Annotated in this window: 20 protein-coding genes; 16 read left to right on the top strand and 4 right to left on the bottom strand. The window is 71.9% G+C overall.

Translation table 11 applies throughout. The features are described from left to right. Positions 1-48: 48 nt before the first annotated feature. Both ACQXVK_RS13060 and ACQXVK_RS13055 read right to left on the bottom strand, forming a co-directional pair. On the bottom strand, positions 49-1,938 hold the full coding sequence (locus ACQXVK_RS13060; RefSeq protein WP_430853813.1) for a glycoside hydrolase family 15 protein: 1,890 nt from the start codon (positions 1,936-1,938) through the stop codon (positions 49-51). Positions 1,939-1,993: 55 nt separating this feature from the next. Next, on the bottom strand, positions 1,994-3,058 hold the full coding sequence (locus tag ACQXVK_RS13055) for an App1 family protein (RefSeq protein WP_402262183.1): 1,065 nt from the start codon (positions 3,056-3,058) through the stop codon (positions 1,994-1,996). A 146-nt stretch (positions 3,059-3,204) separates the two neighbouring features. Here ACQXVK_RS13055 and ACQXVK_RS13050 point away from each other — a divergent pair, with 146 nt between their 5' ends. The 13 genes from ACQXVK_RS13050 to holA all read left to right on the top strand — a co-directional run bounded on the left by ACQXVK_RS13050 (position 3,205) and on the right by holA (position 20,627). After that, positions 3,205-3,852 carry a TetR family transcriptional regulator gene (locus ACQXVK_RS13050; RefSeq protein WP_416394436.1) on the top strand — a complete coding sequence of 216 codons (648 nt, stop codon included), beginning with the start codon at positions 3,205-3,207 and terminating at the stop codon, positions 3,850-3,852. A gap of 201 nt (positions 3,853-4,053) precedes the next feature. Further along, positions 4,054-4,923, top strand: a complete 870-nt coding sequence (locus ACQXVK_RS13045; RefSeq protein ID WP_022907004.1) for an ABC transporter ATP-binding protein — start codon at positions 4,054-4,056, stop codon at positions 4,921-4,923. Continuing rightward, complete coding sequence (locus tag ACQXVK_RS13040) at positions 4,920-5,642, top strand: ABC transporter permease (protein WP_022907005.1); 723 nt, start codon at positions 4,920-4,922, stop codon at positions 5,640-5,642. Before ACQXVK_RS13045 ends, ACQXVK_RS13040 begins: the two co-directional genes overlap by 4 nt. Then, a complete protein-coding gene (locus ACQXVK_RS13035; RefSeq protein WP_022907006.1) occupies positions 5,639-6,379 on the top strand; it encodes an ABC transporter permease in 741 nt (246 codons plus the stop codon). Before ACQXVK_RS13040 ends, ACQXVK_RS13035 begins: the two co-directional genes overlap by 4 nt. Then, positions 6,376-7,311 (top strand): ABC transporter substrate-binding protein, encoded by a 936-nt coding sequence (locus ACQXVK_RS13030; RefSeq protein ID WP_022907007.1) that lies wholly within the window; start codon positions 6,376-6,378, stop codon positions 7,309-7,311. Before ACQXVK_RS13035 ends, ACQXVK_RS13030 begins: the two co-directional genes overlap by 4 nt. Before the next feature lie 272 nt (positions 7,312-7,583). Continuing rightward, complete coding sequence (locus ACQXVK_RS13025) at positions 7,584-8,996, top strand: cytochrome ubiquinol oxidase subunit I (protein ID WP_416394439.1); 1,413 nt, start codon at positions 7,584-7,586, stop codon at positions 8,994-8,996. Further along, on the top strand, positions 8,996-10,000 hold the full coding sequence (gene cydB / locus ACQXVK_RS13020; protein ID WP_430853812.1) for a cytochrome d ubiquinol oxidase subunit II: 1,005 nt from the start codon (positions 8,996-8,998) through the stop codon (positions 9,998-10,000). The genes ACQXVK_RS13025 and cydB overlap by 1 nt, the downstream gene beginning before the upstream one ends. A 9-nt stretch (positions 10,001-10,009) precedes the next feature. Next, complete coding sequence (gene cydD / locus ACQXVK_RS13015) at positions 10,010-11,659, top strand: thiol reductant ABC exporter subunit CydD (protein WP_430853811.1); 1,650 nt, start codon at positions 10,010-10,012, stop codon at positions 11,657-11,659. Further along, the gene (gene cydC / locus ACQXVK_RS13010) at positions 11,656-13,404 is read left to right on the top strand and encodes a thiol reductant ABC exporter subunit CydC (protein WP_430853810.1); all 1,749 of its coding nucleotides are present in this window, start codon (positions 11,656-11,658) and stop codon (positions 13,402-13,404) included. Before cydD ends, cydC begins: the two co-directional genes overlap by 4 nt. A 125-nt stretch (positions 13,405-13,529) precedes the next feature. Then, positions 13,530-16,070, top strand: a complete 2,541-nt coding sequence (gene leuS, locus ACQXVK_RS13005; protein WP_430853809.1) for a leucine--tRNA ligase — start codon at positions 13,530-13,532, stop codon at positions 16,068-16,070. A gap of 265 nt (positions 16,071-16,335) precedes the next feature. Then, positions 16,336-17,052, top strand: a complete 717-nt coding sequence (locus ACQXVK_RS13000; RefSeq protein ID WP_430853808.1) for a helix-hairpin-helix domain-containing protein — start codon at positions 16,336-16,338, stop codon at positions 17,050-17,052. A gap of 11 nt (positions 17,053-17,063) precedes the next feature. Beyond that, positions 17,064-19,598 (top strand): ComEC/Rec2 family competence protein, encoded by a 2,535-nt coding sequence (locus ACQXVK_RS12995; protein WP_430853807.1) that lies wholly within the window; start codon positions 17,064-17,066, stop codon positions 19,596-19,598. A 9-nt stretch (positions 19,599-19,607) separates the two neighbouring features. Then, the gene (gene holA / locus ACQXVK_RS12990; protein ID WP_022905737.1) at positions 19,608-20,627 is read left to right on the top strand and encodes a DNA polymerase III subunit delta; all 1,020 of its coding nucleotides are present in this window, start codon (positions 19,608-19,610) and stop codon (positions 20,625-20,627) included. Between the two features lie 398 nt (positions 20,628-21,025). Here the strand turns inward: holA and rpsT are convergent, their stop codons facing one another. Next, the gene (rpsT, locus tag ACQXVK_RS12985; protein ID WP_022905736.1) at positions 21,026-21,286 is read right to left on the bottom strand and encodes a 30S ribosomal protein S20; all 261 of its coding nucleotides are present in this window, start codon (positions 21,284-21,286) and stop codon (positions 21,026-21,028) included. A 191-nt stretch (positions 21,287-21,477) separates the two neighbouring features. On the opposite strand from rpsT, the gene ACQXVK_RS12980 reads away from it, so the two are divergent. Next, complete coding sequence (locus tag ACQXVK_RS12980) at positions 21,478-22,662, top strand: pyridoxal phosphate-dependent aminotransferase (RefSeq protein ID WP_430853806.1); 1,185 nt, start codon at positions 21,478-21,480, stop codon at positions 22,660-22,662. 1,123 nt (positions 22,663-23,785) lie between these two features. Further along, positions 23,786-25,633, top strand: coding sequence for a translation elongation factor 4 (gene lepA, locus ACQXVK_RS12975; protein ID WP_022905734.1), 1,848 nt, complete (start codon positions 23,786-23,788; stop codon positions 25,631-25,633). 12 nt (positions 25,634-25,645) lie between these two features. Here the strand turns inward: lepA and ACQXVK_RS12970 are convergent, their stop codons facing one another. Beyond that, on the bottom strand, positions 25,646-26,134 hold the full coding sequence (locus ACQXVK_RS12970; RefSeq protein WP_430853805.1) for a hypothetical protein: 489 nt from the start codon (positions 26,132-26,134) through the stop codon (positions 25,646-25,648). 132 nt (positions 26,135-26,266) lie between these two features. Here ACQXVK_RS12970 and ACQXVK_RS12965 point away from each other — a divergent pair, with 132 nt between their 5' ends. Continuing rightward, a complete protein-coding gene (locus tag ACQXVK_RS12965) occupies positions 26,267-26,914 on the top strand; it encodes a DUF1990 family protein (RefSeq protein WP_031261340.1) in 648 nt (215 codons plus the stop codon). Positions 26,915-26,916 lie beyond the last annotated feature (2 nt).

Here is a 26,916-nt window from a genome sequence, read left to right as displayed (position 1 = left end):
GCCGGCTGGCACCGTGCCTCCCGTCCGTCTGCGGTCGCGACCACGACGTCAGGCGGGTGTGCCCGCCCGCTCACCCTCGCCGGTCCACGACCGGGTGCCGCCGTCGTGGACGGCGAGGCGGGTGCGGTGGCCGGCGGCCGTGCCGCGGGCCCGGGCGATCGCGTCCGCCGCGGACACGAGCGTCAGGTGCGAGAGCGCCTGCGGGGTGTTCCCGATGTGGTGCCCGGTGGCGACGTCGATCTCCTCGGAGAGCATGCCGACGTCGTTCGCGTACCCGGTGAGCACGTCCATGAGCCGCTCGGCGTCGTCCACCCGGCCGGACGCGGCGTACTGCTCGACGAGCCAGAACGAACACGCGAGGAACGGGTGCTCGCTGCCGGACAGTCCGTCGAAGCCGGACGACGTGCGGTACCGGAGCACGAGTCCGTCGTCGCCGGTGCGGAGGTCCTGCTCGATCGCGGCGACCGTGCCGGTCATGCGCGGGTCGTCGGCCTTGAGGTAGCCGATCTGGGGGAGCACGAGCAGGCTCGCGTCGACCTCGTCGGTGTCGTAGTGCTGCCGGTAGCTGCCGCGCTCGGCGTTCCAGCCGTGCTCCTCGATCTCGGCGCGGACCGCTCCGCGGAGGGTGCGCCAGCGGTCGACGGGACCCTCGAGGCCGAACTCCTCGACCGCGGCGACCCCGCGGTCGAACGCCGCCCAGATCATCGCCCGCGAGTGCGTGAAGTGCCGCCTCGGGCCGCGCATCTCCCAGATGCCGTTGTCGGGCTCCTGCCAGTGCTCCTCGACGTAGCCGAGGAGCGCGCGTTGCAGCGCCCACGAGTCGGCGTTCTCCTCGACGCCGAGCTCGCGGGCGTCGTGCAGTGCGGCGAGGACCTCGCCGAAGACGTCGCCCTGGTACTGCGTGTAGGCGCCGTTGCCGACGCGGACGGGGGTCGAGGCGGCGTAGCCGGGCAGGTTCGACAGCTCGCGCTCGGGGAGCTCGCGCTCCCCGGCGATGCCGTACATGATCTGCACGTCGGCGGGGTCGCCGGCGATGGCGCGGAGGAGCCATCCGCGCCAGTGTGCCGCCTCGTCCCGGTAGCCGTGCGCGATGAGCGAGGCGAGCGCGAGGGAGGCGTCGCGCAGCCAGACGTAGCGGTAGTCCCAGTTGCGTTCGCCGCCCGGGTCCTCCGGCAGGCTCGTCGTCGCGGCGGCCACGACCCCACCGGTCTCGGCGTGGGTCATCGCGCGGAGGATCACGAGGGACCGACGGGTGGCCTCGGCGTACCGGCCGTCGGTGCGTGCGGTCGACATCCAGTCCCGCCACCAGCGCACCGTGCGGTGCAGGGCCGCGTCGACGTCGAGCGGCGCCGGCGGTTCCCGGTGCGAGGGGTACCAGGTGAGGACGGCGTCGAGCACCTCGCCGTCGTGCACGGTGCTCGTGGCGGAGTGCCGGTGGTCGTCGGCGTGGAAGCGCACGCCGCGGACGATCACGGAGCCGGGGCCGGCGGTGGCGAGCAGTGCGGGGTCCTCGTCGCCGCCGATCTGCCGCACCCAGGGGAGCGCCCGGGCGTAGTCGAAGCGGATCCGGAGCACCTGCCGGACCTCGACGGCGCCGCGCAGGCCCCGGACCCGGCGCACGATGCTCGCCCGGTGCGCCCCGATCGGCATGAACTCGGTGACCTCGACCACCCCGGTCCCCGTCGTCCACACGGTCGACAGGACGAGCGTGTCCGGGTCGTACCGGCGCTTCGCGGTCGCGTCCGGGTCGGTCGGGGCGAGGGTCCAGTGCCCGTGGTCCTCGGTGCCGAGGATCGAGGCGAAGGTCGACGGACTGTCGAACCGGGGCAGGCACGCCCAGTCGATCGTGCCGTCCCGCCCGACGAGCGCGGCGGTGTAGGTGTCGCCGATCAGGGCGTGGTCCTCGATGCGGTTCGTGGGGGTGTCAGCCGGGCTCATGGGCCGATCCAACCACCGTCGCCCCCGCTGGCGGTGGCTCCTGCTGAGGGATGGCTCAGGCCGGGTCGCTCGGATCGGCGCGCGTGATGCCGACGCGGGCGAGCTCGGACCACATGCCCGCGCCGTCCGGTGCGTAGACCCACGGAGCCTGGGACTCGCGCGAGCGTTCCTGCGCACGCGAACGACCACCGGCGAGGACGGCCTCGCTCGTGGAGAGCTGGCGGATCGCGACGCCGGCGACGTTCTCGGGGTGGGCCCGGGCGAAGTCGCCGTAGAGCGTCTCGTCGTGCTGGCCGTCGTCACCGACGAGCAGCCACTGCACGTCCGGGAAGTCCTGGGCGAGCCGTTCGAGGTTCTGCTGCTTGTGGAGCTGCCCGCTCCGGAAGAACCGGTCGTGCGTGGGGCCCCAGTCGGTCAGCAGCAGGGTGCCGGAGGGGTAGAGGTTCCGGCTCAGGAAGCGCTGCAGGGTCGGCGCGACGTTCCAGGCGCCGGTGGAGAGGTAGACCGTCGGGGCGCCCGGGTGCTGCGCGAGCACCCGTTCGTACAGGACGGACATGCCCGGGACCGGCCGGCGGGCGTGCTCCGTGAGCACGAACGAGTTCCACGCGGCCAGCATCGGGCGGGGGAGCGAGGTCACCATGACGGTGTCGTCGATGTCCGACAGCAGTCCGAAGCGGGTGTCCGGGTGCACGATGAAGACGTCCGCCTCGACGTCGCGCATGCCGCCGGCGGACAGCTTGATCGTGCGCCAGCCCGGTTCGAGGTCGATCGGCACGATGGTGTCGACGACCCCGCCGCGGTCCGACTGCACGACGTGCGAGGTGCCGCCGGCCGTGATCGTGACCTCGGCCGCGTCGACCGCGACGCTCGTGAAGCTGCGCCACCCGCGCACGCCGTAGTACGAGGCGTCGGACGCCAGCCCGCGTCGGGTGAGCAGGACGCGGCAGAGGACGCGGATCCAGCCCGGTGCGCCGTAGCCGTTGTAGGGGATCACCGTCGGCACGAGCCCGCGGCGGCGTGCGCGGTGCTCGCGGAACTCCTGGACGGCGTCCTCGATGCGGGCGGCCCGGTGGAGGATCGGCTCGGCCAGCGACGGCTCGTGGGGCGTCGGGTCGGGCATCGTGCCATCATTCCACGTCGGACCTGGCTCACGTACGACCTCACACGTGTACTGGGAGAGTCGCAGCGATATTCCAGCCGGTCTCTGCGACAGTTGGTCCGTCAGCCACCCACTTGAGAAGCGCTGCCCGCGCAAGAGGAGAACACGTGCTCGTCACCGAGGTATCGAACGCACTGCCGGGGGGATCATCACTGCTCAGGAACGAGCCGGTCCAAGCCCGCAGTTCGGCGCGCCTCGCCGGCCTCCTCGACGCGGCCGCCGGGGTGATCGACGAGATCGGGTTCGAGCGCCTGACCACCGCCATGGTCGCCGAGCGCGCCGGAGCGTCCATCGGCACGGTCTACCGCTACTTCCCGGACCGGATCGCCGTCGTCGAGGCGCTGGCGATCCGCAGCACCCAGCGACTCGCGGAGCGGTTCATCACCGCCCTCGACACCAGCGGTGCCACGACCTGGCAGCAGGCCTGCGACGCGCTCATCGACGTCACCGCCGAGATGTACCGCACCGAGCCCGGCTTCCGGGCGATCCGGTTCGGCGACGCGGCGGACACGGGCACCGGCGACGCCGAGGACCGGATGGCGGCGCTCGGCGGCGCCGTCGCACACATCATGCACGAGCGGTTCGGCATGCCGACGACCGAGCGCCTCGCCCGCACCTGGGTGGTCCTCGCCGAGTCGTCGCACGCCGTCCTCGCCCGCGCCCACCGCGACCCGGCGAACCCGGAGACCGCGCTGATCGAGGAGTACCGGACGATGAGCCGGGCCCACCTCGAAGCGGTGATCGCCGCCTCCTGACCCGCTGCGCGGCGCGCCCGAGCGGCGTCCCGACCGGTGATCCGGCGACGCCCGCACCCCGGCCAGGGGTGCGGGCGTCGCCCCGTCCGGACGCCGTTCGCGCTGTCCAGGAGGCGACACGCGCCGTCACGGGGGAACGGGTGTCGCACCCGACGGGTACTCTCACTCGGAGTCGGGCTACCTCCGAACAGAAGGGCACCCATGATCGAGTTCCGCTCGGTGCGCAAGACCTACCCGGACGGCACCAACGCGGTCGACGACTTCAGCCTCGTCATCCCCTCGAGGACCACGACGGTCTTCGTCGGGTCGAGCGGCTGTGGCAAGACCACGCTGCTCCGGATGATCAACCGCATGGTCGACCCCAGCGCAGGTGCCGTCGAGATCGACGGGGAGGACGTCGCGGGCGTCGACCCGGTCAAGCTCCGTCGGAGCATCGGCTACGTCATGCAGAACGCCGGGTTGCTGCCGCACCGCAAGGTCGTCGACAACATCGCCACGGTGCCGCTGCTCACCGGTGTCTCGAAGGCCGACGCCCGGCAGCGCGCCCTCGAGCTGATGGACACGGTGGGCCTCGACCGCGCGTTCGCGAACCGGTACCCCTCCCAGCTCTCCGGCGGACAGCAGCAGCGCGTCGGTGTGGCCCGCGGGCTCGCGGTCGACCCGAACATCCTGCTGATGGACGAGCCGTTCGGTGCCGTCGACCCGCTGGTCCGCAACGACCTGCAGGACGAGCTCATCCGGCTGCAGCGCGAGCTCGGCAAGACGGTGGTCTTCGTCACGCACGACATCGACGAGGCCTTCAAGCTCGGCGACCAGGTCGTCATCCTGAAGAAGGGCGGCGAGATCGCCCAGCTCGGCACCCCTGCCGAGATCCTGGCCGAGCCCGCCGACGACTTCGTCGCGAACTTCATCGGCGCCGGCCGTGGCCGCCGTGCGCTCCGCGTCGAGCAGACGCCGACCGGCCCGATCGTGGTCGACGGCGAGGGGCGCGCCGCCGGCGTGCTCACCGGTCCGGTGCAGGTCGTCGACGCGGCCGCGGCAGTGCCCCAGGAGACCCGGGGCGACGCGTGAACTGGGTCCTCGGCAACACGGACACGATCAGTGACAACCTGATCGCGCACGTCTGGCTGTCGATCCCGCCGATCGTCATCAGCTTCCTGCTGTCGGTCCCGATCGGCCTGCTCGTCTCGCGGCTCCGGAAGCGCAGCGGCGTCGCGCGCGGCACCGCGTCGACCATCGTCGTCGTGGCGAGCCTGCTCTACACGATCCCGGCGCTGCCGCTCTTCCTCGTCCTGCCGGCGATCATCGGCACGAGCACCCTCGACCCGGTGAACGTCGTCATCGCGATGACGATCTTCGGCGTGGCCCTGATGGCCCGGTCCGCCGCCGACGCGATCGACGCGGTGGACCAGGACGTCGTCGGGGCGTCCGAGGCGCTCGGGTACTCGCCGACGCAGCGGTTCTTCAAGGTGGAGCTGCCGCTCGCCGGTCCGGTGCTGCTGGCCGGCATCCGCGTGGTGTCGGTGTCGACGATCAGCCTCGTCACGGTCGGTGCGCTCATCGGCGTGCCGAACCTCGGCTTCCTGCTCACCGACGGGCTCAAGCGTGCCATCAGCGCCGAGATCCTCACCGGCATCGTCCTCACCATCGTCCTCGCGCTGGTGTTCGACGTGCTGCTCGTGGGGATCGGCCGGCTCGTGATGCCGTGGACGCGGGGGAGCAGCCGGTCGGCCCGTGCCGTCCGCCGTCGTGCCGCCGACGACGTCCGGGCGAACGAGGTGTCCGCATGAACCTCTTCGCACAGGGCATCGCCTGGATCTTCGACCCGGCGAACAACGTCGGCCAGAACGCCGTCGGCGTCCGGCTCTGGGAGCACGTCTGGATCACCCTGCTCGCGGTCGCGATCGCCGTGGTGATCGCGGTGCCCCTCGGTCTCGCCATCGGCCACACCGGCAGGGGCCGCTCGATCGCGGTCGGCGTCTCCGGTGGCATCCGCGCGCTGCCGACGCTCGGCCTCCTCACCCTGCTGGCGTTGGCGATCGGCCTCGGGCTCGGCGCCCCGCTCATCTCCCTCGTCGTCCTCGCCATCCCGTCGGTGCTCGCCGGCGCCTACTCGGGCGTCGAGGCGATCGACCGGGTGACGATCGACGCCGCCAAGGCGCAGGGCATGACCGGCTGGCAGGTCCTCGGCAAGGTCGAGATCCCGCTCGCCCTGCCGCTCATCGTCGGCGGCATCCGTGCGGCGGTGCTGCAGGTCGTCGCTACCGCGACCCTCGTCGGCTACATCAACGCCGGCGGACTCGGCGGCTACGCCTTCTCCGGCATCGCCAACTCCGACTACGCGGAGGTGCTCGGCGGATCCCTCCTGGTCATCGCCCTCGCCATCGCGTTCGAGATCGTCTTCGCCGCGCTGCAGCGGCTCGCCGTCCCCGCGGGTGTCTCCGCCGGGTCGGCGCGTCTGTCGCGTCGGAGCTCCCGAAGCTCAGCACCACGAGCATCAACCCCTGTGGAAGGAACCCACCCGTGATCACAGCAACGACCCGGCGTCTCGCCGCGACGATCGCCGTCGCGTCCGCGGCAGCCATCGCCCTCGCGGGCTGCTCGTCGAGCGACCCGCTCTCCTCCGGCTCCGGCGGCGGGGACTCCAAGACCATCGTCGTCGGCTCGCAGGCGTACCCGTCGAACGAGATCATCGCCGAGCTCTACGCGCAGGAGCTCGAGCACGAGGGCTTCACCGTCACGAAGAAGCTCAACATCGGTCAGCGCAAGGCGTACTGGCCCGAGATCGCGAAGGGGAGCATCAACGTCTTCCCGGAGTACAACGGCAACCTGCTGAACTACCTCCTGCAGGAGGACGGCAAGGACACCACGACCGAGACGACGACGGACGGCATCAACTCCGCGCTGAAGTCGGCGCTGCCGTCGGACGTCAAGGCGCTGCCGTCGGCCGACGCCTCCGACGCCGACACCTACACGGTGACCCAGGCGACGGCGGACAAGTACGACCTGAAGTCCATCGCCGACCTCTCGAAGATCGGCGGCACGATCTCGATCGCCGCCAACCCGGAGTTCGCGACGGCCGCCTACGGTCCGAAGGGCCTCAAGGAGAAGTACGGCATCACCGGCGAGGTCAACCAGCAGAACGACTCGGGCGGCCCGCTGACGATCAAAGCGATCCAGGACGGTGACTCGCAGGTCGCGGACATCTACTCCGCCAGCGCCTCGATCAAGACCGAGAAGCTCGTCACCCTCGAGGACCCGAAGCACCTCGTCCCGGCGAACAACGTCACCCCGATCGTGTCGAAGGACCTCGACTCGAAGGCGGCGGACGCCATCGAGAAGGTGAACAAGCTCCTCACGACCGACGCGCTCATCGAGCTCAACCGTCAGAACTCGGTCGACCAGAAGTCGGCGGCCTCCGTCGCCAAGGCGTTCCTGCAGGACAACGACCTGCTGTAGCACGCACAGCACCACAAAACGACAGGTGTCGGGCAATCTGCCCGGCACCTGTCGTCGTTGGTGCACACGGCGCATGCACCAGTGTTCCGCACGGTTGTGCCGTGCAACTCTCCTGCACGTTCGTGCAGAGCGGGTTTCTACAACTTGTCGAACCATGTGTCCGGGAGGTAACGTGGTGGTGTCCCAACGGCCAGTGACACCAGAAGTTCCCCTCCACAGGAAGCAACTGACGTGCACCAACAGCGCGCGGCGAACCGGCTCGGAAACGCCGCATGAACGACATCCTCGACCCGCTCCTCCTGTCGCGGTGGCAGTTCGGTCTGACGACGATCTACCACTTCCTCTTCGTCCCGTTGACGATCGGCATGGCCGTCGTCGTGGCCGTGTTCCAGACGGCCTGGTACCGCACGGGGCGCGCGCACTACCTCCAGCTGACCCGGTTCTTCGGGCGCATCTTCCTCATCAACTTCGCGATGGGCGTCGTGACGGGGATCGTGCAGGAGTTCCAGTTCGGCATGAACTGGTCGAACTACTCCCGCTTCGTCGGTGACGTGTTCGGCGCCCCGCTCGCGCTCGAGGGCATCCTCGCCTTCTTCTTCGAGGCGGCGTTCATCGGCATCTGGATCTTCGGGTGGGACCGCCTGCCGAAGGGGCTGCACCTCGCGAGCATCTGGTGCGTGAGCGTCGGCACCATGATGTCGGCGTACTTCATCATCGCCGCGAACGCGTTCATGCAGCACCCGGTGGGCTTCGCGATGAACGAGGCCAAGGGCCGCGCGGAGCTCACGGACATCTGGGCCGTGCTCGGCAACAAGGTCGCGCTGGCCGCCTTCCCGCACACGCTCTTCGCCTGCTTCATGGTCGCGGCCGCGGTGATCATCTCGGTCGCCGCGTACCACCTCGCGCGGAACCAGAACCTCGAGACGATGATGCCGGCGCTGAAGTTCGGCATGTGGACGATGCTCGCGGCCGGGGCGCTCACGGTCCTCACCGGCGACCAGCTCGGCCTCACCATGGTCGACACGCAGCCGATGAAGATGGCCGCGGCCGAGGCGCTCTACAACACCGCCACCGGCAAGGACGCGTCGTTCTCGATCTTCACGCTCGGCACCCCCGACGGCGTGCACGAGCTGTTCTCGATCCGCGTGCCGTACCTGCTGTCGTTCCTGTCGACGCACACCTTCAACGGCACGGTCGAGGGCATCAACGACCTGCAGGCCCAGTACTCCCAGGTCTACGGCCCGGGCGACTACAAGCCGATCATCTGGGTCACCTACTGGTCGTTCCGCTGGATGATCGCCCTCGGCGTCGGTGCGGTGCTGGTCTCGCTCGTCGGGCTCTGGCTGACCCGCAAGGGCCGGTTCCCGACGCAGCGGTGGGTCTGGCGCATCGCCACCTGGACCGTCCCGCTGCCGATGGCGGCCATGATCGTCGGCTGGATCTTCACCGAGATGGGCCGCCAGCCGTGGCTCGTGTTCGGGCTGCTCAAGACGAGCGACGGCGTCTCGCCGAACGTCACCGGGGTCGAGGTCCTCATCTCGCTCATCGTGTTCACGCTCATCTACGGCTCGCTGGCGGTGGTCGAGTTCCGGCTCATCAAGAAGGTGGCGCAGGAGGGCCCCGGCGCACCGGCCGAGGTCGACGAGGCCACCGGCGAGGTCAAGCACGAAGTGACGGTCTACTGATGGATCTCCCCGTTCTCTGGTTCGCGATCGTCGGCCTGTTCTTCGTCGGCTACTTCGTCCTCGACGGCTTCGACTTCGGGGTCGGCATGTCCCTGCCGTTCCTCGGCAAGGACGACACCGACCGCCGGGTCCTGATCAACACGATCGGGCCGGTCTGGGACCTCAACGAGACCTGGGTCATCGTCGCGGGCGCCTGCCTGTTCGCGGCCTTCCCGGAGTGGTACGCGACGATGTTCTCCGGGTTCTACCTGGCGCTGCTGCTCATCCTCGCGGCGCTCATCGCCCGCGGCGTCTCGTTCGAGTACCGGCACCAGAACAAGCACCTGGAGTGGAAGCGCCGGTTCGACCTGATGATCATCGTCGGCAGCGCGGTGCCGTCGTTCCTCTGGGGCGTCGCGTTCGGCAACGTGGTCCGCGGCATCCCGATGGACGCCGGCCACAACTACACCGGCACGCTGTTCGACCTGCTCAACCCGTTCGCGCTGTTCACCGGTCTCGCGACGCTGCTCGTCTTCTTCACGCACGGTGTCGTGTTCGTCGCGCTGAAGACCGAGGGCGAGATGCGGCAGCGGGCGAAGCGTCTCGCGACCCGTGCCGGCGTGCTCACGATCGTGGTGGGTGCAGCGTTCCTGGTGTGGATGGCGTTCGTGCGGTCCACCCCGACCTCGATCGTCCTGTCGGTCGTCGCCGCGCTCGCCCTCGTGCTGGCGGTGCTCTGCACGGCCTGGGGCAAGGAGGGGCGCGCGTTCGCCCTGATGGCGCTGACGATCGCCGCCATCGTTCTGGCGATGTTCACCGCGATCTTCCCGGACGTCATGCCCGCGACGAACGACCCGGCGAACAGCCTGAACGTGTACAACGCCTCGAGCGGCTCGTACACGCTGACGGTGATGAGCTGGGTGGCGCTGATCTTCGTGCCGCTCGTGCTCGCCTACCAGGCGTGGACGTACTGGATCTTCCGCAAGCGCGTGACCCGGGCCCACGTGACCCAGGCCGCGCACTAGGCGGCGACGGTGAAGCCGCTCGACCCGCGCCTGCTGCGGCTGTCGCGGACGGCCCGCGGCTTCATCGTCGCGGCCGCCGGCACCGGGGTCCTCCGCACGCTCGCGACGATCGCGATCGCGTGGGGGATCGCGGCGGCGGTGACCCTCGGCGTCGACGCGGTCCGTGACGGCAGCGTCCCGAGCGCCTTCGTCCCGGCGCTCGCGCTCCTCGGCGCGGCGTTCGTCGTCCGCGCGGTGGCCGCCTGGGCGACCGACGACCTCGCCGCCCGTGCCGCGGCGACGGTGAAGAGCGAGCTGCGGGCGACGGTCCTCGCCCGCGCGGCGGAACGCGGGCCGTCGTGGCTCGCCGAGCGTTCCAGTTCGGCGTTCGCGACCACGCTCGGCCCCGGGCTCGACGCGCTCGACGCGTACTTCGGCCGGTACCTGCCGCAGCTGGCGCTCACGGCGATCGCCACGCCGGTGCTCCTCGTGGCGATCGGCCTCGGCGACCTGACCAGTGGTCTCGTCGTGCTCTGCGCCCTGCCGGTGATCCCGGTGTTCATGATCCTCATCGGCCTCGCCACCCAGGCGCTGCAGCGGAAGCAGTCCGACGCGTTGGCGACGCTCGGCGGTGCCTTCACCGAGGCGGTCGAGGGACTGGCCACCCTCAAGGTGTTCGGCCGCGCGCGGCGCCAGGTCGGCCGGATCGGTGTCGTCACCGACGAGTACCGGCGTGGCACGATCGGTGTCCTCCGGCTCTCGTTCGTGAGCGGGTTCGCACTCGAACTGGCCGCGAGCCTGGCCGTCGCGCTCGTCGCGGTGTCGATCGGCATCCGGCTCGTCGACGGCTCGCTCGGGCTGGGCGCCGCGATGTTCGTGCTCGTGCTCGCACCCGAGGCCTTCGCCCCGATCCGCCAGGTGGGTGCGGACTTCCACGCGGCGCAGGACGGTGTCGAGGCCTCGTCGGCGGTCCTGGACGTCCTCGACGACACCACGGCACCCGCGGCACGGCCCGGCGGCCTCCCCGCGGCCGGTGACCTCGTGCTCGAGGGGCTCACCGTCCGCCGTCCCGACGTCGTGATCGGGCCGCTCGACCTGCGGGCCGGGCCGGGGACGCTCGTCGTGCTGGCCGGTCCGAGCGGCTCCGGCAAGTCCAGCCTCATCGGGGCGATCCGTGGCGCACTGCCCCACGACGGCACCGTGACCGTGCCGGGTCGAGGGGGCAGCACGGTCGCGGAGCGGACCGCCTGGGCCGACCAGCGTCCCCGACTCGTCCGCGGCACCGTCGCCGAGAACGTCGCGCTCAGCGCGACCCCCGACGACGAGGCGGTGCGCACCGCCCTGCGCGAGGCGGGGTTGGGACTCGACCCGTGGCTCCCGGTCGGCTCCGGCGGCAGCGGCCTGTCCGGCGGGCAGGCGCAGCGTGTGGCCGTCGCGCGGGCGCTGTACCGCGTCCGGCGCGCGGACACGCGACTCGTGCTGCTCGACGAGCCGACGTCCGCGCTCGACGCCGACGCCGAGGCGCACGTCGTCCGCACGCTGCGACGTCTCGCCGACGACGGCGCGGTCGTCGTCGTCGCGAGCCACCGACCCGCGGTCGTCGCGGCTGCGGACGTGCGCGTCGACGTGCGCTCCGGTGGTGCGGTCACGGTCACCCCGGTGGACGGGGTGCGAGCATGAGCCAGGAGGCACGGCAGACCCACGACGTCGGCCACCGTCCGACGCGCCGACGGCGTGGCGGCGGGGCCGCGCGGGACGACTCGGTCCTGCGGCTCGCGATGCCGCACGGCGCCGGGTGGGCGAAGGCGGTCGCCGCCGGTGCGCTCAGCGCGGTCTGCGCCGTCGCGCTGCTCGCGGCGAGCGGCTACCTCATCACCCGGGCGGCCGAGCACCCGCCGATCCTGTACCTGACGCTCGTCATGGTGGGCGTGCGTGCGTTCGCGCTCGGCCGGGCGGCCCTGCGCTACGTGGACCGCCTCGCCGGGCACGACGCGTCGTTCCGGCAGCTCGCCGTCGTCCGCACCGAGATGTACCGTCGGCTGTCCTCGGTCGCGCCGGCGGGACTCGGCGCCACCGGTCGCGGTGACCTCCTCACCCGGCTCGTCACGGACACCGACCGGCTGCAGGACCTGCCGATCCGGGTCGTCGGTCCGCTCGTGTCCGCCGGGGTGGCGGCGCTGCTCTCGGTCATCGCCGTCGCCGTCGTGTCGGTGCCGGCGGCGGTCGTGCTGCTCGTCGCCCTCGCCGTGGCCGCGCTGCTCGGCTCGGTCGTCACCCTGTCGGTCGCCAGGCGCTCCGACGAGCAGACGGCCGCGGACCGCGGCCACGTCGCCGACCTCGTGCTCGACACCGTGCGGACGCTCGACGTCTTCGCCGCGTACGGCACGCTCGACGAGCGGCTCGAGCACATCGCCGGGCTCGACGCCCGGGTGACCCGGGCAGTGCGGCGTCGGGGGACGGTCGAGTCCCTGGTCGGTGCGCTCGTCGGTCTCGTCGGGGGCGGCGCGGTCGTCGGGATCCTGGCCGTCGGCGCGCCCGCGGTGGTCACCGGAGCGCTCGACGGCCCGCTCTGGGCACTCGCCGTGTTCGTCCCGCTCGCGCTGTTCGAGGTCGTCGGCGGCGTGCCGCTCGCGGTCCTGACGTTCCGTCGGGTCCGCGCCGCGGCCGACCGGGTCGAGCGGGTCGTCCCGGCTGAGGTGCCGGCCGGCATCGTCCCCGAGCCGGACGCCGACGCCGACCCCGCCTCGCTCGTGGTCGACGGTCCGGTCACCATCGCCCTCCGCGACGTCTCGGTGCGCTGGCCCGGCGCCGCGGCCGCCGCCGTCGACCGGGTGTCGCTCGACCTGCACCCCGGCGAGGTCGTCGTCCTCGAGGGCCCGAGCGGCGCCGGCAAGTCGACGCTCGTGGACGCGCTCGTCCGGTTCGTCGACCACGAGGGTTCCTACACGCTCGACGGTGTCGAGGCGCGGGACATGCACCCCGACGCCGTCCGGGCGCGCGTCGGCCTGATCGAGCAGGACCCGTTCGTGTTCGACCAGTCGGTCCGGCAGAACCTGCTCTTCGCCCGCGACACCGCGACCGACGACGAGCTGCTCGCCGTCCTCGAGCGGGTCGGTCTCGCCGCCTGGGTCCACGGTCGCGGTGGCCTCGACGCGGGCGTGGGGGAGCGCGGGGCCCTGGTCTCCGGTGGGCAGGCGCACCGGCTCGCGCTCGCCCGGGCGCTCCTGCACGCGTTCCCGGTGCTCGTGCTCGACGAGCCGACGGCCGACATCGACCCCGACCTCGGTGACGCCGTGCTCCGCGACCTCGTCGGGGCCGCGCGGCAGGACGGCAGGACGGTCGTCATCGTGTCGCACGTGCCCGTCGCGGCGGACCTCGTCGACCGGACCCTGCGGATGCGCGACGGGCGACTCGTGGCGGCGTGAGCCGACCACCCGCCGGGGGCGGGCCGACGCCGGTGCGGTGATCCGTTCCTCCCGGCCTTATATCCTTGACCACCGGAGCGCGTCCGACGGACGTGATCCGTGCCTCCAGACTGAATGAGAGTTCCGTGACCACCGAGCCGTACCCCGAGGACCCGAACGCCTACGACTTCCGTCGTCTGCAGGAGAAGTGGCAGCCGCGCTGGGAGGAGCTCGGGCTCTTCACGACCGACCTCGACGACACGCGTCCCCGGAAGTACATCCTCGAGATGTTCCCGTACCCGTCCGGCGACCTGCACATGGGGCACGCCGAGAACTGGGCGCTCGGCGACTTCGTGGCGCGGTACTGGCGGCAGCAGGGCTTCAACGTGCTGCACCCGATCGGCTGGGACTCGTTCGGGCTGCCGGCCGAGAACGCGGCGATCAAGCGCGGGGTCGATCCGAAGGACTGGACCTACGCGAACATCGAGCAGCAGAAGGCCTCGTTCAAGCGGTACGCGCCCTCGTTCGACTGGACGACCGAGATCCACACCTCGGACCCCGAGTACTACAAGTGGAACCAGTGGCTGTTCCTCAAGATGTACGAGAAGGGCCTGGCCTACCGCAAGGACAGCTGGGTCAACTGGGACCCGGTGGACCAGACCGTCCTCGCCAACGAGCAGGTGCTGCCGGACGGCACGTCGGACCGTTCCGGCGCCGTCGTCGTCAAGAAGAAGCTGACGCAGTGGTACTTCAAGATCACCGAGTACGCCGACCGGCTGCTCGACGACCTCAACCAGCTCGAGGGTCGGTGGCCGGCGAAGGTCATCGCCCAGCAGCGCAACTGGATCGGCCGCTCGGTCGGTGCCGACGTCGACTTCGTGATCGAGGGGCGTGAGGAGCCCGTCACGGTGTTCACCACGCGTCCGGACACCATCCACGGGGTGACGTTCCTGGTCGTCGCGCCCGACTCGGACCTGGCCGCTTCGCTCGTCGAACCTGCTGACGACTCGGTGCGTTCTGCGTTCGCCGATTACCTGACCGCCACCCAGAAGACCTCCGAGATCGACCGGCAGAACGCCGACCGCCCGAAGACCGGCGTGCCGCTCGGCCGCTTCGCGATCCACCCGCTGACGGGGGAGCGCCTGCCGATCTGGGCCGCCGACTACGTCCTCGCCGACTACGGCCACGGCGCCGTCATGGCCGTGCCGGCGCACGACCAGCGCGACCTCGACTTCGCCCGGGCGTTCGACCTGCCCGTCCGCGTCGTGGTGGACACGAACGCCGCCGTGACGGGGGCGATCCCGGTGATCACGCCCGACACCGAGCTCCCGGCACTCGACCCGGTGTCCACCGGCGAGGCGCTGACCGGCACCGGTCGGATGATCAACTCCGGCCCGCTCGACGGCATGTCGAAGCAGCACGCCATCAGCGCGGCGATCTCCCTGCTCGAGGAGCGGGGCACCGGACGCGCCGCGAAGACCTACCGACTGCGCGACTGGCTCATCTCGCGGCAGCGGTTCTGGGGCACCCCGATCCCGATCATCCACGGCGCCGACGGCACCGAGCACCCGGTGCCCATGGACCAGCTGCCGGTGCGGCTGCCCGAGACCGACGGCCTCGACCTCAAGCCGAAGGGCACCTCGCCCCTCGGTGGCGCGACCGACTGGGTGAACGTCCCGAACCCCGTGGACGGCACCCCCGCGCTCCGCGACACCGACACGATGGACACCTTCGTGGACTCGTCGTGGTACTTCCTGCGCTTCCTCGCCGCGAACGACGACACGCAGGCGTTCGACCCCGCGGTCGCGCGCAAGTGGGCCCCCGTCGACCAGTACATCGGCGGCATCGAGCACGCGATCCTGCACCTGCTCTACGCGCGCTTCGTCACGAAGGTCCTGTTCGACCTCGGCTACCTCGACTTCACCGAGCCGTTCTCGGCGCTGCTCAACCAGGGCATGGTGCTGTCCGGCGGCTCGAAGATGTCGAAGTCGAAGGGCGGCGTCTCGCTCGGCGACGAGCTCGACGCGAACGGGGTCGACGCCATCCGCCTGGTGATGGGCTTCGCCGGTCCGCCGGAGGACGACATCAACTGGGAGGACGTCTCGCCGTCCGCCTCGGCACGCTTCCTCGCCCGTGCCTACCGACTGGCGCTCGACGTCACCTCGTCGCCCGACGTCGTGTGGGCGGACGGCGACCGTGCGCTGCGGCAGGTCACGCACCGCTTCCTGGCCGATGCGCCGGGGATGATGGAGTCGTTCAAGTTCAACGTCGTGATCGCGCGGCTGATGGACCTGGTGAACGTCACCCGCAAGGCGATCGACAACGGGCCCGGCGCGGCCGACCCCGCCGTGCGCGAGGCCGTCGAGACCATCACGCTCGGGCTCGCGGTCTTCGCGCCGTACGTCGGCGAGGAGATGTGGGAGAAGCTGGGCTACGAGCCGACCGTCGCCACGTACGGGTGGCGGAAGGCCGACCCGACGCTGCTCGTGCAGGAGTCGCTGACGGCGGTCGTGCAGGTCAACGGCAAGGTTCGGGACTCGTTCGAGGTGTCGAAGTCGATCGAGCCCGCGGAGCTGGAGGCCATGGCGCGGGCGTCGGCGAACGTGCAGCGGTACATCGGTGAGCGCGAGATCGTGAAGGTGATCGTGCGGGCGCCGAAGCTCGTGAACATCGCCATCAAGGGGTAGCGCTCCGGCGGGTCGGTCCGCGCGGTCCGGTCGGTCCGGGCGGTCCGGTCAGGCTGGTCGTTCTGGTCGGTCCGGTCCGTCTGGTCGTTCCGGCCCGTTCAGTCGTTCCGGTCGGTGTGGTCGTTCCGGTCGTTCCTCCACAGGCGAGCGGACCGTCCGGTGGTCCACCGGTCTCCGGGCGGGCCCCCGGTCGGGCGTGGTGCGTCCGTAGCGTGCCGGCATGTCGTCTGGTGATGGTCGGTCCGGGTCCTCGTCGTCTTCGTCCTTGTCTTCGTCCTCGTCGCGGTTCGCCGCGCTGGCGGTGTCGCCCCGTGCCACGGTGCTCCTGGCCGCCGTGGTGGTCGTCATCGCCCTGGTCGTGGTGCTGCTCGGAGCCCGATCGGGCTCGTCCGCACCGGACGACGGGGGTGGTGCGCTGACGGTCACCGGAGCGCCGTCCGTCCGGTCGTCCACCGCGGCAACGGGCGGTCCTGGGTCCCCCGGCGTCCGCGGGTCGTCGCCGTCCGCCTCGGCCGTGGCCGACCGGGTGGTGGTGCACGTCCTCGGAGCGGTCGCGCGGCCGGGCCTCGTCACCCTGGCCGCCGGCAGCCGGGTGACCGACGCGGTCGACCGGGCGGGCGGTGCGCGTGACGATGCCGACCTGAGCCGGGTGAACCTCGCGCGGGTACTGGCCGACGGGGAGCGGTTGTACGTTCCGGCGACGGGGGAGACCGCGATCCCGGAGCCCGTCGACGGTCCGCCGGGCGCGGGCGCCGACGTCGGGGCTGGGGCCACTGGTGCGTCCAGCGGCACCGTCGTCGACCTCAACTCGGCGGACCAGACCGCGCTCGAGACGCTCCCGGGGATCGGCCCGTCGCTCGCGGGTCGGATCCTCGCATGGCGTGACGAGCACGGACGCTTCGCCGCGGTGGAGGACCTGCTCGACGTCAGCGGCATCGGTGACGCTCGGTTCGCGGAGCTCCGCGACCGCGTGCGGGTCTGATCGGCCTCCCGGTGGCCGTCGAGACGACGCCCGGCGTCCGCGACCTGCGCGTGGCCCTGCCCGCGGCGGCCGCGTGGGTCGGTGCCGCGCTGCTGGTCGGGTCGCCCGAGCGTGCCGGATGGGTCGTGCTGATCGGTGCGGTGGTGGTGTGCGGCGGCATCGCCTGGCTCGTCGTCCAGCGCCCACAGCGTGCCCTCGGCCTCATCGGGATCGTCGTCGTCGCGGCGGCGTTCTGCACCGTGGTGGCGGTCGCGGTGGTGGTCGGTGACGCCCGCCGGAGTCCCGTCGCGCTGGACGGTGCGGGGACGGTCACGGTCGAGGTCGTGCTCACCCGCGACCTCGCGCCGGGGGACCGCTCGGTCGTCGGGACCCTCGTCGACGCGGGCGACACCGAGGGACTGCACGTCCCGGTCCGGGTGGTCCCGGCTGGGACCGGCGCCGACGGACCGATCGCCGCCGGCTCCCGGCTGCGCGGGGCGGCCGTGCTCGAGCCGGACGAACCGGGGAACGCCACGGCGTACGTCGCCTTCCTGCGCGGAGCCGTCCGGACCACGCCGCCGACGGGGCTGCTCGCCGCGACCGATCGGGCACGGCAGGCGTTCGTGGCGGTCACCCGGGCGCTGCCGGAACCCGGGGCGTCGTTGCTGCGGGGCCTGGCGATCGGCGACCGGAGCGGACTCGACCCCGGAACCGAGGCGGCGATGGAGACCTCGGCGCTCACCCACCTGACCGCTGTGTCCGGGTCGAACTGCGCGGTGATCGTGGGCCTCGTGGTCGTGCTCGGCCGGTTCGTCGGACTCTCCCGCGTCGCTCGCGCCGCGGCGGCGATCGCGCTCCTGGGGGCGTTCGTCGTCCTCGTCCGGCCGGATCCGTCGATCGTGCGCGCGACGGTGATGGCGGTGGTCGTCCTCGTGGTCCACCTCGCCGGTCGCCCGGTCCGGGGTGTGCCGCTGATCGCCCTGGCCGTGGTCGGCATGCTCGTCGCCGATCCCTGGTACGCCCGCTCCTTCGCGTTCGCCCTGTCGGTGCTCGCGACGAGCGGGATCGTCGTGCTCGGTCCACCGCTGACCGCGGTCCTCGCCACGCGCCTCCGGACGCCGTTGGCGGCGGCACTCGCGATCCCGGTCGCGGCCCAGGTCGCTTGCTGGCCCGTGACGATCCCGCTGTCGGCTGCGTTCCCGACCTACGCGGTGCCGGCCAACCTGCTCACCGAGCCGCTCGCGCCGATCGTCACCGTGGTCGGGCTCGGCGCCTGCGTGCTCGCGCCGCTGTGGCCGTGGGGTGCGTCGGTGCTCGCCGCCATCGCCTGGGCGCCGGCCACGGCGATCGCCGGGATCGCGCACGGCGCCGCTGCGCTCCCCGTCGCGGCGGCGCCGTGGCCCGCGGGTGTGACCGGCGTGGCGGCCGCAGCCGTCGTGAGCGCCTGCATCGCCGTCGCGATCCTGACACCGGGCGCGGTCCGGTTCCGGTTGCTCGTCGCCGCGGGTGCCGTCACGGCGATCGGACTCGTGTCGGTCGCCGTGCCGCGGATCGTCGTCCGCGCGGGGCTGCCGGGCGACTGGGCGATCGCGGCGTGCGATGTCGGGCAGGGTGACGCCGTGGTCATCCGCGGCGGGACCGGCGTCGCGATGGTGGACGTCGGGGACGACCCGGAACGGCTCGGCGCCTGCCTGGACCTCCTCGGTGTCGACCGGGTGGACCTGCTCGTCCTGACGCACTTCGACCGCGACCACGTTGGCGCGGTGGCATCGGTGACGGACCGTGTGAGGACGGCGCTGGTCGGGCCCACCGGCCGCCCCGAGGACGAGCGGGTCCGCCGGTCGCTCGTGGACGCGGGCATCGACGTCCGGACGGCTGACGACACCACCGCGGGCACGCTCGGGCCCCTGCGGTGGCGGCTGCTGTGGCCGCGTGCGGGAGCGGGGGAGAGCGGCAACGCTGCAAGCCTCGTCCTCCGCACGGAGCCCGGACCCGACTGCCCGTCGTGCGTGAGCGGGTTGTTCCTCGGCGACCTGGGGGAGACGGCGCAGCGGCGGCTCCGGGGTGTCCTCGACGCTGAGGACGCTGCCGACCGGGTCCCGATCGACGTCGTCAAGGTCTCACACCACGGATCCGCCGACCAGGACCCGCTCCTGTACCACGAGACGGCGGCAGCGGTCGGGCTCATCGGTGTCGGTGCTGACAACACGTACGGGCACCCGACCCGGTCGGCGCTCGAGATGCTCGACGCCGCCGGGACCCGGGCGTACCGGACCGATCTGCTCGGGACGATCGTGGTCGGGCGGGACGGTTCGGGCGGGCTCCGGGTGTGGACCGAGCGCTCGGCTCCCGGGTCCCCGCGGGGTGCTCCCGGGGCCCCGCAGCGCGATCCGTCGGTCCCTGCGCTCGCACCGGGTCGGGACTCCCGACGTCGGTGGCAGGCCGCCGGCGCGGTGTCCGGTGCGGGGGCGGTGTCCGGTGTCAGGTCGGTGTCCGGCGTCTGCGCGGCGTCCGGTGTCGGCGAGGGGCGTCCGGGCGGAGCGCTCGGCGTCGGCCGTCGCCCGTAGGATCGAGACATGCCCGCCAAGAAGCCCGCACGCGCCGCAGCGAAGATCGACCAGGTCCCCTGGTCGGGGATCCGCCCGGCGCCGGTCGTGCTCGTCACCGGGCCCGAGTCGTTCCTCGCCGAGCGTGCGAGCGGCGTGCTCCGCGACCTGCTCGTGGGTGAAGACCCCGCGCTCGAGGTCCACGACCTCGAAGCCGACCAGTACGCGCCGGGGCTCTTGGCGACCCTCGCGAGCCCGTCCCTGTTCGGCGAGCCGCGTCTGGTCCGGGTCACCAACGTCGAGAAGTGCACCGACGCGTTCATCACCGAGACCATCTCGTACCTCGGTGCGCCGGCGGACGACGTCACCCTCGTCCTGCGACACGGCGGCGGCGTGCGAGGGAAGAAGCTCCTCGACACGATCCGCAGCGGTGTGGGCGGCGGCATCGAGGTGCTGTGCGACGAACTCAAGCGCGAGACGGACCGGATCGACTTCGTCACCGCCGAGTTCCGGGCTGCCCGGCGCAAGATCGCCCCGTCGGCGGTGCGCACCCTCGTCGCGGCCTTCGCCGACGATCTGGCCGAGCTCGCCGCGGCGTGCCGGCAGCTCCTCGCCGACGAGGCGGCGGAGATCACGGACAAGGTCGTCGACAAGTACTACGGCGGCCGCGTCGAGACCAACGCGTTCAAGGTCGCCGACATCGCGCTCGCGGGGCGTTCGGCACCGGCCATCGTCGAACTCCGGCACGCGCTGTCCACCGGCGAGGCCCCGGTGCCGATCGTCGCGGCGTTCGCCTCGAAGATCCGCACGATGGCGAAGGTCAGCGCCTTCCGCGGCCCGAGCGGGCAGGCGGCGTCGGCGCTCGGCATGGCGCCGTGGCAGGTGCAGCGCGCTCAGCGTGACGTCGCCGGGTGGAGCGAATCCGGTCTCGCGAACGCGATCATCAGCATCGCCGAGGCCGACACCGCGGTGAAGGGCGGGTCGCGCGACGCCCACTACGCGCTCGAGGTCATGGTCCGGACCATCGCCCGGCGCGGCGAGGCGCGCTGAGCCGAGCCGCGCCTCCAGGAAGCACCGACGTGCGACAGCCCACCCGCCGGAGCTGCTCCGTCCGAGCTGCTCCGCTGGAGCCGACGGTCCGCGGCCGACCTGCCAGACCCGAGCCGGCGATCCGGACCGCTCGGATCGGCATGGCGACCGGGCACGACCCGCCGCTCAGCTCCGCCCATCGGGCGGTACCTGCTGCGCGCGCACGCCGAGCGGGACGAACACTGCCCGCTCACCGCCGGCGCCAGCACACCCCGCCGGCGCCGGCACACCACCGCCCGCGCCGGCACACCCCGCCCGCGCCGGCACACCCCGCCCTCCGCGTGGCGAACCCGCACCGCGCGAACGACGAAGGCCCCGCACCGAACGGTGCGGGGCCTTCGGACCAGAGGGTCCGTGCGTCAGAGCGACGCGACCTTCTTCGCGATGGCCGACTTGCGGTTCGCGGCCTGGTTCTTGTGGATGACGCCCTTGCTCACGGCCTTGTCGAGCTTCTTCGAGGCGAGTGTCAGGGCCGCGACGGCCTTGTCCTTGTCGCCGGCGACGACGGCCTCGTTGGTGTGACGGATGACCGTCTTGAGCTCGGAACGGTAGGCCTTGTTGCGCTCCTGGGCCTTGAGGTTGGTCTTGATGCGCTTGATCTGCGACTTGATGTTCGCCATGCGTGTTGCTCCTTGTTCGTCTCTACGGGTGGTCGCGACCGCTGGGTAGAGGGGCCCTTGGTCGCATCGCGTTCCACCCGTGGGCGGGGAACGCGGAAGCCAGCCCCCAACATTACCAGGCCGGAGCGTCTGGACCAAAGCACCGAAACGCCGAAACCGTGCCGCAACAACCGTTCGCTACCGTGACGAGCATGCCATCGCTCGCGCCCCGCATCGAGACCGTCCCCGCCTCCGGCATCCGCCGGGTGTTCGAGCAAGCAGCCCGCATGCAGTCGGACGCGGCCGACCGTGGCACCGAGGCCGACATCGCGATGCTGGTCATCGGCGAGCCGGACGTGCCCGTCGCCGCCCACATCGGTGAGGCCGCCCGTCGCGCCTGGACCGAGGACCGCACCGACTACACGCCGAACGGCGGCATCGCCCCGCTGCGGGCGGCCATCCGCGAGAAGCTCCGCCGCGAGAACCGCATCGAGGTCGACCTCGAGCAGATCTGGATGACGATCGGGGCGACGCAGGCGCTGTTCCAGGCGATGACCCTCGTGCTGAGCCCGGGCGACGAGGTCCTCGTCCCCGACCCCGGCTACACGACCTTCACGATGAACGCGCACATCATCGGGGCGACCCCGGTGCCGTACCGCCTCGAACCGCAGCACGGGTTCGAGCCGGACCTGCAGGCCCTCGAGGCGAGCATCACCGAGCGCACCCGCGTCCTCGTGGTGAACTCCCCGTCGAACCCGCTCGGCTCGGTGTTCGGCGACCAGACCCTCCGCGACCTGCTGGCATTGGCGAAGCGCCACGACCTCTGGGTGATCAGCGACGAGGTCTACGAGTACTTCACCTACGGCACCCGCCACGTCAGCCTGGCGAGCCTCGACGAGGACGACCGGGTCTTCACCGCCTTCTCGCTGAGCAAGACGTACGCGATGACGGGCGTCCGGGTCGGGTACCTCGTCACGCCGAAGGGCCTCGGCGCGACGATGCGCACCACCCAGGAGGCGATGATCAGCTGCGTCGCCGAACCCGACCAGTGGGCGGCCCTCGCGGCCATCGTGGGGGACCACTCCGCCGTGCAGGAGGCCCGGGAGCACTACCGCGCCAACCTCGACGTCGCGAAGGAGGTCCTCGACGCCGCCGGCATCCGGTACCTCGACCCGCGCGGCGCGTTCTACCTCTGGATCGACATGTCCCACGTCACCGAGGGCGACGTCGCGGAGTGGGCGCTCGCGTTCCTGCAGCGCGAGCGTGTCGCGGTCGCGCCGGGGAGCGCCTTCGGCCGGACCGGTGAGGGGTGGATCCGTGTCTGCCTCGCGGCGACCGCGGCGGACCTGCGCCGCGGGCTGGGTGCACTGCCGGCGCCGGAGCGCGTCGCCGTCTGACGCGGCGTGCGTCGGGCCTGTCCTGGCCTGGAGGCGCGGTGCGCGTCCGGCGCGCCGCGCACCGTGCTTGGTCCGCCAGCTGGTGCGCGGTTGGTTGCATGGTGCGGCGCTGAAAGCGGGCACGGAGCGGTCGCCGCTGTCGCGGGTGACGAACCTCGCACCGTGCGCCGGCCTGCCCGGCCGCGCCGCGCCTCCTGACCCGGAGGCGCGGCCCGCTCGGCCGCGGCCGCGCCTCCTCGCCTGGAGGCGCGGCGTGCGTTCGGCGCGCCGCGCACGGTGCGGGGTCCGTCAGCTGGTGCGCTATTGGTGGCGTGGTGCGGCGCCGGAAGCGCGCACGGAGCGGTCACCGCCGTTCAGAGTGACCAACCTCGCACCGTGCGCCGGCCGGACGCCGCTGCAGGCGGCGAACCTCGCACCGTGCGCCGGCCGGACCGGCCGCGCCGTGCCTCCTGTTCTGGAGGCGCGGTGCGGGTTCGCCGCGCTGCGCACGGTGCGTGGTCCGTCAGCTGGTGCGCGGTTGGTTGCATGGTGCGGCGGTGAAAGCGCGCACGGAGCGGTCGCCGCCGTCCCGGGTGACGAACCTCGCACCGTGCGCCGGTCCACCCAGACGCGCCGTGCCTCCTGACCTGCAGGCGCGGCCTGCTCTGCCGCGCCGTCCCTCCTGGCCAGGAGGCACGATGCGCGTCCGACGCGCTGCGCACGGTGCGTGGTCCGTCGGCTGGTGCAGTGTTGGTTGCTTGGTGCGGCGCAGGAAGCGCGCACGGGGCGATCGACGCCGCCGCGGGTGACGAACCTCGCACCGTGCGGCGACCTACCCGGCCGCGCCGCGCCTCCTGACTTGCGTGCGCGGCCTGCTCGGCCGCGGCCGCGCCTCCTGGCCTGGAGGCGCGGTGCGCGTTCGCCGCGCTGCGCACGGTGCGTGGTCCGTCAGCTGGTGCGCGGTTGGTTGCATGGTGCGGCGCTGGAAGCGCGCACGGGGGCGATCGCCGCCGCTGCGGGCGACGAACCTCGCACCGTGCGCCGACCGGACGCCGCCGCCGCGGGCGGCGAACCTCGCACCGTGCGCCAGCCGCCGCGCGGACGTGGGACAATCGTTCGACCGTCCGACCCACCCCGAGGAACCGTGAGCCCACAAGCATCCGCGCCGCTCGAGCCCGCCTCGACCCCGGCCGACGCGATCCGCAACTTCTGCATCATCGCGCACATCGACCACGGCAAGTCCACGCTGGCCGACCGCATGCTGCAGATCACCGGCATCGTCGAGGACCGCGCCATGCGCGCGCAGTACCTCGACCGCATGGACATCGAACGCGAGCGCGGCATCACGATCAAGTCGCAGGCCGTGCGCATGCCGTGGGAGCTCGACGGGCAGACCTTCGCGCTCAACATGATCGACACGCCCGGACACGTGGACTTCTCGTACGAGGTGTCCCGGTCGCTCGCCGCGTGCGAGGGTGCGATCCTCCTGGTCGACGCGGCGCAGGGGATCGAGGCGCAGACCCTCGCGAACCTCTACCTGGCGCTCGAGAACGACCTCGAGATCATCCCGGTGCTGAACAAGATCGACCTGCCGGCAGCAGAGCCCGACAAGTACGCGGCCGAGCTCGCGCAGCTCATCGGCGGCAAGCCGGAGGACGTCCTCCGCGTCTCCGGCAAGACCGGCGTCGGCGTGGCCGAGCTCCTCGACCGTGTGGTCGGGTCGGTGCCGCCGCCCGTCGGTGACGTCGACGCGGCGCCCCGCGCGATGATCTTCGACTCGGTGTACGACAGCTACCGCGGCGTCGTGACCTACGTGCGGATGGTGGACGGCACGATCCACCCGCGCGAGAAGGTCCAGATGATGTCGACCAAGTCGACGCACGAGATCCTCGAGATCGGTGTGTCGTCGCCCGAGCCGAAGCCGACGAAGGGCCTCAGCGTCGGCGAGGTCGGCTACCTCATCACCGGCGTGAAGGACGTCCGCCAGTCGAAGGTCGGCGACACGGTGACCACGGCGCAGAAGCCCGCGACCGAGGCGCTGGCCGGGTACACCGACCCGAAGCCGATGGTGTTCTCGGGCCTGTACCCGATCGACGGCTCCGACTACCCGGACCTCCGCGAGGCGCTCGACAAGCTCAAGCTGTCCGACGCGGCCCTCGTGTACGAGCCCGAGACGTCGGTGGCGCTCGGCTTCGGCTTCCGCTGCGGGTTCCTCGGCCTGCTCCACCTCGAGATCATCACCGAGCGCCTCAGCCGCGAGTTCGGGCTGGACCTCATCACCACCGCCCCGAGCGTGATCTACGAGGTCACGAACGAGGACGACACGGTGACCGAGGTCACGAACCCGTCCGAGTTCCCCGGCGGCCGCATCGTCGAGGTCCGCGAGCCGATGGTCCGCGCGGCCATCCTCGCCCCGAAGGACTACGTCGGCGCGATCATGGAGCTCTGCCAGTCACGTCGCGGGTCGCTGCTCGGCATGGAGTACCTCGGCGAGGACCGCGTCGAGATCCGCTACGAGATGCCGCTCGGCGAGATCGTCTTCGACTTCTTCGACCAGCTCAAGAGCAAGACCCAGGGCTACGCGTCGCTCGACTACGAACCCACGGGCGACCAGGCTGCCGACCTCGTGAAGGTCGACATCCTGCTGCAGGGCGAACAGGTCGACGCCTTCAGTGCCATCGTGCACCGCGACAAGGCGTACGCCTACGGCACGCTCATGACCGAACGGCTCCGGAAGCTCATCCCGCGCCAGCAGTTCGAGGTGCCGATCCAGGCCGCCATCGGCGCGCGCATCATCGCCCGCGAGAGCATCCGGGCGATGCGCAAGGACGTCCTCGCGAAGTGCTACGGCGGTGACATCACCCGCAAGCGCAAGCTCCTCGAGAAGCAGAAGGAGGGCAAGAAGCGCATGAAGATGGTGGGTCGCGTCGAGGTCCCGCAGGAAGCCTTCATCGCGGCGCTCTCCGGCGACGTCGAAGAGAAGAAGAAGTAGCGGCGGGGCCGGTCAGGCGCGGCGGGCGCGAGCCCGCAGCACGGCCAGGCCCAGGGCCGGGAGGCTCGCCGCGGCCAGTCCCACGAGTGCGGTCCGCAGGATGACGAGTCCGGCGGCCGCGTCGTAGTCGGTCTCCGACCCCGCGGCGAACCCGGCCACCACGGCGCCGACGACCATCGCCAGCGTGCAGAGCCCGAGCACGGAGGGCAGCCGACGGGCCGCGTGCCGACGGACCGCGAGCACGAGGGTGACCCCGAACAGGATCACGCCCACGCCCGCGCTGCACGCCCCGAACACCGCGATGGCGTTCGCCGTCTCGAAGACGTCCGCGTCCCCCGGTGCCGTCGTGGCGTACCGCGCGGGGGCGCCGAGTCCGGCGGTCGCCCATGCGACCGCGGCCCGGGCCGTCGCGGCCAGCCCGAACGCCGCGAGCGTCAGGACGGCGAACGAGACCGTGGTGCGGTCGACGGACCGTGCGCGGTCGAGGGCGGAGCGGGGCACGCACCAACGATAGGGGCGTGGCGGACGCGTGTCGGGCCTCCCGTTCGGGGCGCGCGGGAACCGGACGGGTGGCCCGCCGTCCGGACCGTCCCGGTTCGGTCCGGGGCACGAGGGGCCAGTACAGTGGGCCGCATGAGTACCCGCGGGAGCTACCGGACCGCCCTGACGTACGGAGCCGTGGGTGCGACCCAGGCGTCGGACCTCATGACGTACCCGCCGGAGGGGTTCGTCCCGTCCGAGTCGCGGTCCCGGATCGGCCACGGCGACCAGCGCTTCGAGACCGCGGTCACGCAGGCACTGACGTGGCAGATCCAGGAGCGCAGCGGCATCCGCGTGCACGTCGAGGACCAGCCCGACGACGACGAGGTCCGCTACAACCCGGTGACCTTCGACGAGCAGGGCGTGCCGATCGCTCCGGCCTCGATCGGGACGCCCCGGGTCGAGAAGTTCGCCCCCGACGGCACGCCGCTCGTCACGGCGGGCACGAGCGCGACGCTGACGATGCACGCCTTCGGCCGGACGGTCCTGGCGCCGGTGCGGGTCGTGTCGATCATCGACGAGACCGACCGCAAGGGCTTCGCGTACGGGACGCTCGAGGGGCACCCGCTCTCGGGTGAGGAGTCGTTCGTCGTCGAGCGGACGCCGGACGGATCGGTGTGGCTGCAGATCCGGCAGTTCTCGCAGCCGTCGAGCCGGAAGTGGCAGTTCGTGGCCCCGTTGCTCCGCCGGCAGCAGAAGGTCATGGCGCAGAAGTACCTCGAAGCGCTCCGCGGCGACTGACG

The organism is Curtobacterium sp. AB451 (genome assembly GCF_050585845.1).
In the GTDB taxonomy this organism is placed as follows: Bacteria; Actinomycetota; Actinomycetes; order Actinomycetales; family Microbacteriaceae; genus Curtobacterium.
This window is presented reverse-complemented; position numbering and strand designations above follow the sequence as displayed.

Coding starts and splice junctions, on each gene's coding strand:
- ACQXVK_RS12980 (WP_430853806.1), top strand. CDS start 21,478: ATGCCATCGCTCGCGCCCCGCATCGAGACCGTCCCCGCCTCCGGCATC.
- ACQXVK_RS13025 (WP_416394439.1), top strand. CDS start 7,584: ATGAACGACATCCTCGACCCGCTCCTCCTGTCGCGGTGGCAGTTCGGT.
- cydB (WP_430853812.1), top strand. CDS start 8,996: ATGGATCTCCCCGTTCTCTGGTTCGCGATCGTCGGCCTGTTCTTCGTC.
- ACQXVK_RS12965 (WP_031261340.1), top strand. CDS start 26,267: ATGAGTACCCGCGGGAGCTACCGGACCGCCCTGACGTACGGAGCCGTG.
- ACQXVK_RS13045 (WP_022907004.1), top strand. CDS start 4,054: ATGATCGAGTTCCGCTCGGTGCGCAAGACCTACCCGGACGGCACCAAC.
- ACQXVK_RS13055 (WP_402262183.1), bottom strand. CDS start 3,058: ATGCCCGACCCGACGCCCCACGAGCCGTCGCTGGCCGAGCCGATCCTC.
- ACQXVK_RS13060 (WP_430853813.1), bottom strand. CDS start 1,938: ATGAGCCCGGCTGACACCCCCACGAACCGCATCGAGGACCACGCCCTG.
- cydC (WP_430853810.1), top strand. CDS start 11,656: ATGAGCCAGGAGGCACGGCAGACCCACGACGTCGGCCACCGTCCGACG.
- ACQXVK_RS13035 (WP_022907006.1), top strand. CDS start 5,639: ATGAACCTCTTCGCACAGGGCATCGCCTGGATCTTCGACCCGGCGAAC.
- holA (WP_022905737.1), top strand. CDS start 19,608: ATGCCCGCCAAGAAGCCCGCACGCGCCGCAGCGAAGATCGACCAGGTC.
- rpsT (WP_022905736.1), bottom strand. CDS start 21,286: ATGGCGAACATCAAGTCGCAGATCAAGCGCATCAAGACCAACCTCAAG.